Raw genomic sequence first — 8,256 nt, 5'->3', positions numbered from 1 at the left:
CCGGCGTGGTCATGACGCGGTGGCTGCGGTCGTGCGGGCGGCGGGGCCGGAGGGAGGGCCGGCGGGTGCGCGTGCAGACATGAGTTCCCGTCTCCTCTGGGGTGGCGCGGTCGCGGAATGTGGTCCGACGGCCGTGAGTCACGACGTGCAGCGGCGGGAGCGATCCGTGATTCAAGGCTTGGTAAATGGATCGTAATTATCGGTAAAGTCCATGTCATGCCTTCACGGGCAAACGGGGCAACTATTCACCCTTGGTAGTGAATGTTAATTTCATATCCTCGATCTACGGAATTACTTTCGATGACGCTCCTGAGGGGCCGTCGAGGCGCAGGCCCGGTGCAGGCTCGGACGCTGGCGGGGCGTGTGCGCCGAGGGGTTGCCGGGGTGCGCGCCGCCGGGGCGTGCCGAGATGCTCTCGGGGTGCTGCCGGGGTGCGCGGCGTGGCGCTACCGAGGTACCGCTGCGGTGTCGCAGGAAAGAAATGCGTCAACAAGGGGCCTGCCGGGCCCCGGGCCGGCTCCGGGGCGGGGCCGCGTCCTGGGCCGGGATCGCCGGATTGTCGGGCTCGCCGGGGTCGCGGCCAGGGTCCCGGGGCCCCGGGACCTCGCGGGCCTCCTCGGTCAGCCCGCCTGCGGCGCGGCCGCCGTCTCGCCGAGGACGAACGCCGGGTCCACCTGCGACGCCAGGTCGCTGCCGGTCTTGGCGTTGCCCCAGCTCTCCGCGTTCTTCAGGTGGAAGTGCACCATCTGCCGGGTGTACCGGGCCCAGTCGCGGAGCTCGTACGACCGCAGCGCCGCGGCCTTGATCGTGTCCAGAGCCGCCCGGTTGGCCGGCTCCAGCTGCCCGAACGGGGCGGGCCGGCCCTTCTCCATGGCGCGCACCCAGTCCGAGTGGGCGAGCGTGACGAGCAGGTCGTCGCCGACCTCGTCGCGCAGGAACGCCACATCGGACTCGTCCTGCACCTTGTTTCCCACGACCCTCAGTGCGACCCCGAAATCGCGTGCGTATTCCTTGTACTGCCGATAGACGGAGACGCCTTTGCGGGTGGGTTCCGCCACCAGGAACGTCATGTCGAAACGCGTGAACATCCCGGACGCGAACGAGTCCGAGCCGGCCGTCATGTCCACCACGACGTACTCGTCAGGGCCGTCCACCAGGTGGTTGAGGCAGAGTTCGACCGCACCGACCTTGGAGTGGTAGCAGGCGACACCGAGATCGGCCTCCGTGAAGGGGCCCGTCGCCATCAGCCGGATCTCCGCGCCGTCCAGTGCCACCGTGCGGGCACAGGCGTCGTAGACCGGGTTGTCCTCCACGACGCGCAGCAGCCGTGAACCCTCGCCGGGCGGGGTCGTCTTGATCATCGCCTCGGCGGACGCGATGCGCGGATTGCTCCCCCGTACATAGTCCTTGATCAGGGGGAGGTGCGCGCCCATGGCGGGAAGCGCGGCCGCCTCCGCCTCGGTCAGGCCGAGCGCGGCGCCCAGGTGCTGGTTGATGTCGGCGTCGACGGCGACGACGGGTGTCCCGTCCGCTGCGAGGCTGCGGATGAAGAGCGAGGACAGCGTGGTCTTGCCGCTGCCGCCCTTGCCCACGAAAGCGATCTTCATGTTCACGTAGCGTAGTCGATTCGCTGCGTGGCGTCGCCAACTTCCGTGAAGAACCCCACTCCGCGGTGGGCGGTGCGCCACAGGCGCGTAGCCTCGCTCCCTATGAGTAGGTCCGCCTCCGACGCTTCTGCCGACACATCGCATCCGTCCGCCGGCGGCCCCGCCGGCGCTTCGGGCGGCGCCGGGGCCGCTCCCCGCCGCCGGGATGATCCGCTCGCGGCCCTCGCCTCGCTGCCGGGTGTGCCCGACGCCGTGGAGTCCGTACGCAAGGCGGTCGACCGCGTGTACGGGCACCGGGTGATGCGGCGGCGCAGTACGGAGGTCGCCTCCGAGGCCGCCCTCCGCGCGGCCCGCGGCTCCGCCGCGCTGTCCGGCGCGGACTGGGCGCTCGAAGAACTGAGGCGGCGCACCGACTTCAGCGCGGAGGCGCAGGCCCGCGCGGTCGGCGCGGCGCTGCGCGTGACCGCGGAGGCCGGTCAACTTCTGTCCGTGTGGCGGCAGTCGCCGACCCGGGTGCTCGCCCGGCTGCACCTGGTCGCGGCGGGTGGGGCGAGTGCGGGGGACGAGCGGACCGGCCGGCCCCGGCTGGCGGGCGAGTCGGTCGACGAGGCGCCGGGCTGCGAGGCGGCAGGGCCGTTGACCGAGGCGCCGCTGCCTGGTCCCGAGGAAGTGGCCGGGCGGCTCAACGCGCTGACCGAGCTGGTCCTCGCGCCGAGCGACGCGCCCGCGCTGGTGACTGCGGCGGTCGTGCACGGCGAACTGCTGGCGCTGCGCCCCTTCGGTTCGTACAACGGAGTGGTGGCACGGGCGGCCGAGCGGATCGTGCTGATCAACAGCGGCCTCGACCCGAAGTCGATCTGCCCCGCCGAGGTCGGCCACGCCGAACTGGGCAGGGCCGCGTACGCCGCGGCCTTCGAGGGCTACCTCTCGGGCACACCGGACGGCATGGCCGCGTGGATCGCCCACTGCGGGCGCGCGGTCGAACTGGGCGTACGGGAGTCGACGGCGGTCTGCGAGGCGCTCCAGCGCGGAGCGGCCTGACGGCTGCCGCTCGTCGTCGGCGGCGTGGAGGCCCGTTTTCGGGCGACGTGGCGGCACTTCCGGCGCGGTGGCCGGCGTCGCAGTGTGGAGGCCCGCGTTCCGGCGCGAATCCGATCGGCGCGAGACATGCGGCGATCGAAATCCGCGCGGCGCGAGAAGTGCGGCGATGCGGAATTCGGCGGCGCGAGAAGCATGGCGATGGAGGCTCCGCGTGGCGCGAGAAGCGTGGCGATGCGGGCTCCGCGCGAGCGAAAAATGCGGCGGCACCGTGGAGGCGCCGCCGCTGGCACGGTCGCCGGGTTACCAAGCGTCCTCGAATATGTGCCCATCAGGTCGGGTACTTCGCCCGTGGCCTGGTGCGGCTGGCCCGTAATCGACGGGTCGACGTCGCGTGGGTGCCCGGTTGCGTGCTCGGTCCGTGTGGCCTGTGCGTGTGTGAGGTGATCCTCTCGGATGTCCTGGGTCTCGCGGGCCGTGATTCCTTTGTACTCCTGGGGGCGCTGGGACGGAACCCGCCCTCATCGTTCTTTACTTTTAGCTTCAAATAAGGACAAACGGTGTGCGGTCCGCACCGCTGCCGACCGCTTCCTCACGAGCTTCGTGCCATCGCAATCTCGAACGGATGCCGCCGTTCGACGCGGGGCGACGCGACGCGGTGCTTGGTCCGGCAAGCGGGCTCCCCGCGCGGTGCGCGCGCGACGGCACGACGGCCTCACGGCCTCACGCGCGGACGCGCCTGCGGTTCGCCGCGTACCAGACCAGTCCCGCGGTCGCCACCGCCGCGCCCACCGCGACCGCCGCCGCCACCCCGGGCCTTGCGGGCATGGCGAACGCGGGGAGCCGCTGCCTGAGCCGGACCGGCTTGTTGAAGACGAGGACGGGCCACTCGCGGGCGGTGGCCTCGCGTCGCAGCGCGCGGTCGGGGTTGACCGCGAAGGGGTGGCCGACCGATTCCAGCATCGGCACGTCCGTGACGGAGTCGCTGTAGGCGTAACAGCGCGTCAGGTCGTAGCCCTCCGACCCGGCGAGCGCGCGAACGGCCTCGGCCTTCGTCGGTCCGTAGGCGTAGTACTCCACCTCGCCGGTGAAGCAGCCGTCGTCACCGACCACCATCCGCGTCGCCACCACGCGGTCCGCACCCAGCAACTCCCCGATGGGCTCGACCACTTCGGCTCCGGAGGTGGAGACGATCACTACGTCGCGGCCGGCGGCGTGGTGGTCCTCGATGAGCGAGGCGGCCTCGTCGTAGATGATCGGGTCGATCAGATCGTGCAGGGCCTCGGCGACGATCTCCTTGACCTGCTGGACGTTCCAGCCCTTGCAGAGCGAGGAGAGGTACTGCCGCATGCGTTCCATCTGATCGTGATCGGCGCGCCCGGCAAGGAAGACGAACTGCGCGTACGCGGTCCGCAGTACAGCGCGGCGGTTGATCAGACCGCCGTGGTAGAAGGACCGGCCGAAGGTCAACGTCGACGACTTCGCAATGACCGTCTTGTCCAGGTCGAAGAACGCTGCTGTACGTGGCAAGTAGTCGTTTTCCACGCCCCGAGCATATGCGCCCACCATTCGGCGTAAGGGCGCGGCGTGTGGGTTTGCTCGGGAAGGCTCTCGGGTACACCATGGAAGTCACGGATCGTTCGCGACCGTGTCTAACCCGGTCCGGCTCCTCCCCCCCCGAGTCGGCCGTGGGGACGACCCCCGCTCTCCCCCCCGGCGGGGGTCGTCGCATGTCCGGCCCCGATTGCGTCCCTCTGCTTCCACGGTGTGCCACCTTTCCGAACCCGGTTGCCGGACTTCGTCCGAACCGGTTCTTTCCCGGCTTCGGCCGTCACGATGCGTAGCAGCGGCGCGCTCGGCGAATGTCACCGATTTGAGCTACGGAGTTATTCACATTCGCGGAGTTGTCCACAGTTTCCGAGCAAGATCCCCACGTTTTCCCGCGACCGGGCAGCCTGATTCCGGCTGCGAAGTCCGCAGAAGCCGGAATCGCTGATACCGGATCTATCGGGTGTGCTCGGCAGGCACCACGTCCGGAGATCGAGCGATCGGCATGTGCGCGGATGCGTACGGGTGTGTACGGAGATACGGACAGGGGGCGAGGACATGGCCGGGTCCATGGGATCGGGGCGGTCGCGCAAGGCGTCGGAGGCGGCGTCGCGGGAGGGAGTACGGAGACCGGCGGGCCGCGGAGCGCGACCGTTGGTCATCACGGAGGACGTGGATCTGCTCGACGATGTGCTGCGGCTCTGCGCCGCGGCCGGAGCCGACCCGGAAGTGCACCACAAGCTCCCTGACGACAGGGGAAGTTGGGAGCGCGCGCCGCTGGTGCTCGTCGGTGACGACGCGGCTGCGCGGTGCCGGGGGGCAGCCCGCAGGCCGGGCGTGATGCTCGTCGGGCGGGAGCAGGACGACCCGGCGGTGTGGCAGTGGGCGGTGGAGATCGGAGCCGAGTGTGTGCTGCGCCTGCCGGAGGCGGAGGGGTGGCTCGCGGATCGGCTGGCCGACGCGGCGGAGGGCGCCGGCGAGCTCGCGGTCACTGTCGGTGTGATCGGAGGCCGGGGCGGCGCCGGCGCGTCAACCCTCGCATGCGCCTTGGCGGTCACGGCCGCGCGGGCGGGCCGGCGGACGACACTCGTGGACGCGGACCCGCTGGGCGGCGGGCTCGACGTGCTGCTCGGCGGAGAGCGCGCGGAGGGCAGACGCTGGCCCGACTTCGCCGCCTCCAAGGGCCGTGTCGCGGGCACGGCGCTGGAGGAGGCGCTGCCCCGGCTGCACGATCTGAGCGTGCTCAGCTGGGATCGCGGCGAAGCCGTGACCGTGGGCCCCGACGCCATGAGGTCGGTGCTGGCGGCCGCCCGCAGGCGGGGCGGTGTGGTCGTCGTGGATCTGCCGCGCCGGATCGACGAGCCGGTGGCGGAGGCGCTCGCACAGCTGGACGTCGGACTGCTGGTGGTGCCCGCCGAGTTGCGGGCGGTCGCCGCCGCGGAGCGGGTGGCGTCCATGGTCCGCATGGTGCTTCGGGACCTGCGTGCCGTGGTCCGGGGGCCTTGTGCGGCAGGGCTGGACGAGACGTGGATCGCCGAGGCGCTGGACCTGTCGCTCGTGGGTGAACTGCCGCCGGAGCCCGGCCTGTCGGAGCTGCTGGACAGGGGCGAACCTCCGGGTTCGCGGGCCCGCGGGCCGCTCGCCGTGTTCTGCGCGGAGTTCTGGGAGCGCGCACTTCGCCAGGACATGGCGCCTGGCCTTCGCCAGGACATGCGGCCGGATCTTCGCCAGGACCTGCGTCAGGAGAGGGGTGCTCGGTCATGAGGCGTACTGCGGGGGAGCCGGAGGAGCGCGGCGCGGCCCTGCTCGACGCGGTGCGAAGGCGGCTCGCGGAGAGCCGCGCCGATCCGACGCCCGCACGGGTGGCGGCGGCCCTGCGGGCGCAGGGCAGGCTCCTGGGGGACGCCGAAGTGCTCGGCACGGCAGAGGAGTTGCGGAACGAACTGGTCGGTACGGGCCCGCTGGAAGCACTGCTCGCGGACAGCGCCGTGACCGACGTGCTGGTCGCGGCGCCGGACCGGGTCTGGGTGGACCGAGGAAGCGGCCTGGAACTCACGGACGTGGTGTTTCCGGACGCGGCCTCCGTCCGGCGGCTCGCCCAGCGGCTGTCCGCCGTCGCGGGCAGGCGCCTCGACGACGCGCGCCCGTGGGTGGACGCGCGGCTGCCGGACGGGACCCGCATGCATGCGGTGCTGCCGCCCGTCGCGGTCGGATCGGCGTATCTCTCACTGCGCGTGGTGCGTCCCAAGGCGTTCTCCCTCGCGGAGCTGGCGGCGGCAGGCACGCTGCCGCCCGGCGGAGAGGCGGTGCTGCGCGCGCTGCTGGAGGCGAAGCTGTCGTTCCTGATCAGCGGCGGTACGGGGACGGGCAAGACGACGTTGCTGTCCACGCTCCTCGGCCTGGTCGGGGTGCGCGAGCGGATCGTGCTCACGGAGGACTCGGCCGAGCTGCGGCCCGACCATCCGCATGTGGTGAGGCTCGAATCCCGTCCGGCGAACCAAGAGGGGGCGGGGGAGGTGACGTTGAAGGATCTGGTGCGGCAGGCACTGCGGATGCGGCCGGACCGTCTGGTGGTCGGTGAGGTGCGTGGGGCCGAAGTGACAGATCTGCTGGCGGCGTTGAACACCGGACACGACGGCGGTTGCGGCACGGTGCATGCGAACGCGGCGGCCGACGTGCCGGCGCGCCTGGAGGCGCTGGGTACGGCGGCCGGCCTCGACCGGGCCGCTCTGCACAGTCAGTTGGCGGCCGCCGTCTCCGTCGTGCTTCATCTGGTACGCGACAGGACGGGTCGGCGGCGGGTGGCCGAGGTGTGTGTGCTGGAGCGGGACCCGGCCGGCTTTGTGGTGCCGGTGCCCGCGCTGCGCTGGGCACCCGGTGGCTTCGTCCGGGAGCACGGATGCGCCCGTCTGACCGCGCTGATCGGTGGTGCGCTGTGACGGCGGTGTCGGCGGCGCAGTGCGCGTGGGCGGCGGCGCTGTGCGCGGGCTGCGCGGTGTGGCTCGCGGGGGCCGGGCGATCACGTCGCCGGGCGAGGGCGTTGAGCGCCGGGTTCCCCGGCGGGTCCGGGCCGGCCGCACCGGCTCTGGAGCGGGCCACGGGGTGGTTGCGGCGCGGGGCCGGCGCGTTGGGCAGGGAGTGGCTGTGCCTGCCGGCCGCCGTGCTGGTCGCGGTGGCGGGCGCGTCGGTGCTGCCCCTCGTGGCGGGGGTGTGCGCGGTACCCCTCGTACGCCGCAGGCTGGGGGCTCGCGCGCGGCGCAGGGCGGCCGAGCGGCGCGGGGACGCGGTGGTCGCGCTGTGCGGCACGACGGCGGGCGAGTTGAGGGCGGGCGCACAGCCGGCGCGAGCGCTGACGGACGCCGCGGTGGCGACCGGCGGCCTCGGTGGCGATGAGGGCCCTGTGGTGGCAGCCGTACGGTTCGGTGGCGACGCGCCCGGTGCACTGCGACGGGCCGCGCGGGCGCCGGGTGCGGACGGTCTGGTGGGGCTCGCGGCCTGCTGGCAGGTGGCGGTGGACGGCGGCGCGGGGCTGGCCGCGGGCCTCGACCGCCTGGAAGACGCGCTACGGGCCGAAAGTGAGCAACGGCTGTCGCTGCGAGCCCAGTTGGCGGGCGCGTGGTCGACGGTCGGGGTGCTCGCGCTGCTGCCCTTGGTCGGCCTGGCGCTCGGTGCCGCGATGGGCGCCCACCCTTTGCGGGTCCTGCTGCACACCCCGGCCGGGCTCACCTGCCTCGCGGTCGGCGCCCTGCTGGAGGCGACGGGACTGTGGTGGGCCGGCCGGATCGTCAAAGCTGCGGAGGCGGCATGAGTGGAATGTTTGTCCACAGGCTGTGGACGGCGGTCTCGCTGCTGGCCACGATCGGGTGCCTGGTCCAGGTGTGGGCCGAGCGGCGCGGCGAGCGAGCGGCACGCGGGCGCACTGCGGCGCTGCTCGCGACGGAGCGTACTCGCGGGCGTGCGGGCTCCCGCGCTGTGCTCGGCGGGTGGGCGCGCCGATGGGGTCCGGTGCTCGCCGCGTTCCTCGTGGTCTGGTTCCTGGTCGGCGGGGCGCTCGGGGCCGGGG

At 72.5% G+C, this 8,256-nt stretch carries 6 protein-coding genes and 1 pseudogene; 5 read left to right on the top strand and 2 right to left on the bottom strand.

Features of this window, described 5'->3' with window-relative positions; all coding sequences use genetic code 11:
- Positions 1 to 620 precede the first annotated feature (620 nt).
- Positions 621 to 1,607 carry a nucleotide-binding protein gene (locus tag LCE31_RS32390; protein ID WP_225020780.1) on the bottom strand — a complete coding sequence of 329 codons (987 nt, stop codon included), beginning with the start codon at positions 1,605 to 1,607 and terminating at the stop codon, positions 621 to 623.
- Positions 1,608 to 1,709: 102 nt separating this feature from the next.
- Between LCE31_RS32390 and LCE31_RS32385 the strand changes: the two genes are divergently transcribed.
- Positions 1,710 to 2,648 (top strand): oxidoreductase, encoded by a 939-nt coding sequence (locus LCE31_RS32385; RefSeq protein WP_225020778.1) that lies wholly within the window; start codon positions 1,710 to 1,712, stop codon positions 2,646 to 2,648.
- Between the two features lie 720 nt (positions 2,649 to 3,368).
- Here the strand turns inward: LCE31_RS32385 and LCE31_RS32380 are convergent.
- Positions 3,369 to 4,214, bottom strand: a complete 846-nt coding sequence (locus LCE31_RS32380; protein WP_225020776.1) for an HAD family hydrolase — start codon at positions 4,212 to 4,214, stop codon at positions 3,369 to 3,371.
- A 537-nt stretch (positions 4,215 to 4,751) separates the two neighbouring features.
- On the opposite strand from LCE31_RS32380, the gene ssd reads away from it, so the two are divergent.
- From ssd to LCE31_RS32360, 4 genes and pseudogenes are all read left to right on the top strand, one after another.
- Positions 4,752 to 5,957, top strand: a complete 1,206-nt coding sequence (ssd, locus tag LCE31_RS32375) for a septum site-determining protein Ssd (RefSeq protein WP_225020774.1) — start codon at positions 4,752 to 4,754, stop codon at positions 5,955 to 5,957.
- Positions 5,954 to 7,132, top strand: coding sequence for a TadA family conjugal transfer-associated ATPase (locus LCE31_RS32370; RefSeq protein WP_225020772.1), 1,179 nt, complete (start codon positions 5,954 to 5,956; stop codon positions 7,130 to 7,132). Before ssd ends, LCE31_RS32370 begins: the two co-directional genes overlap by 4 nt.
- A 5-nt stretch (positions 7,133 to 7,137) precedes the next feature.
- Positions 7,138 to 8,001: a type II secretion system F family protein gene (locus LCE31_RS32365; RefSeq protein WP_308042339.1), complete on the top strand. Its 864-nt coding sequence runs from the start codon at positions 7,138 to 7,140 to the stop codon at positions 7,999 to 8,001.
- Positions 7,998 to 8,256, top strand: a pseudogene (locus LCE31_RS32360) (type II secretion system F family protein); the annotation flags it as partial. The gene LCE31_RS32365 and the pseudogene LCE31_RS32360, both read left to right, overlap by 4 nt.

The organism is Streptomyces sp. 8L (genome assembly GCF_020176795.1).
In the GTDB taxonomy this organism is placed as follows: Bacteria; Actinomycetota; Actinomycetes; order Streptomycetales; family Streptomycetaceae; genus Streptomyces.
This window is presented reverse-complemented; position numbering and strand designations above follow the sequence as displayed.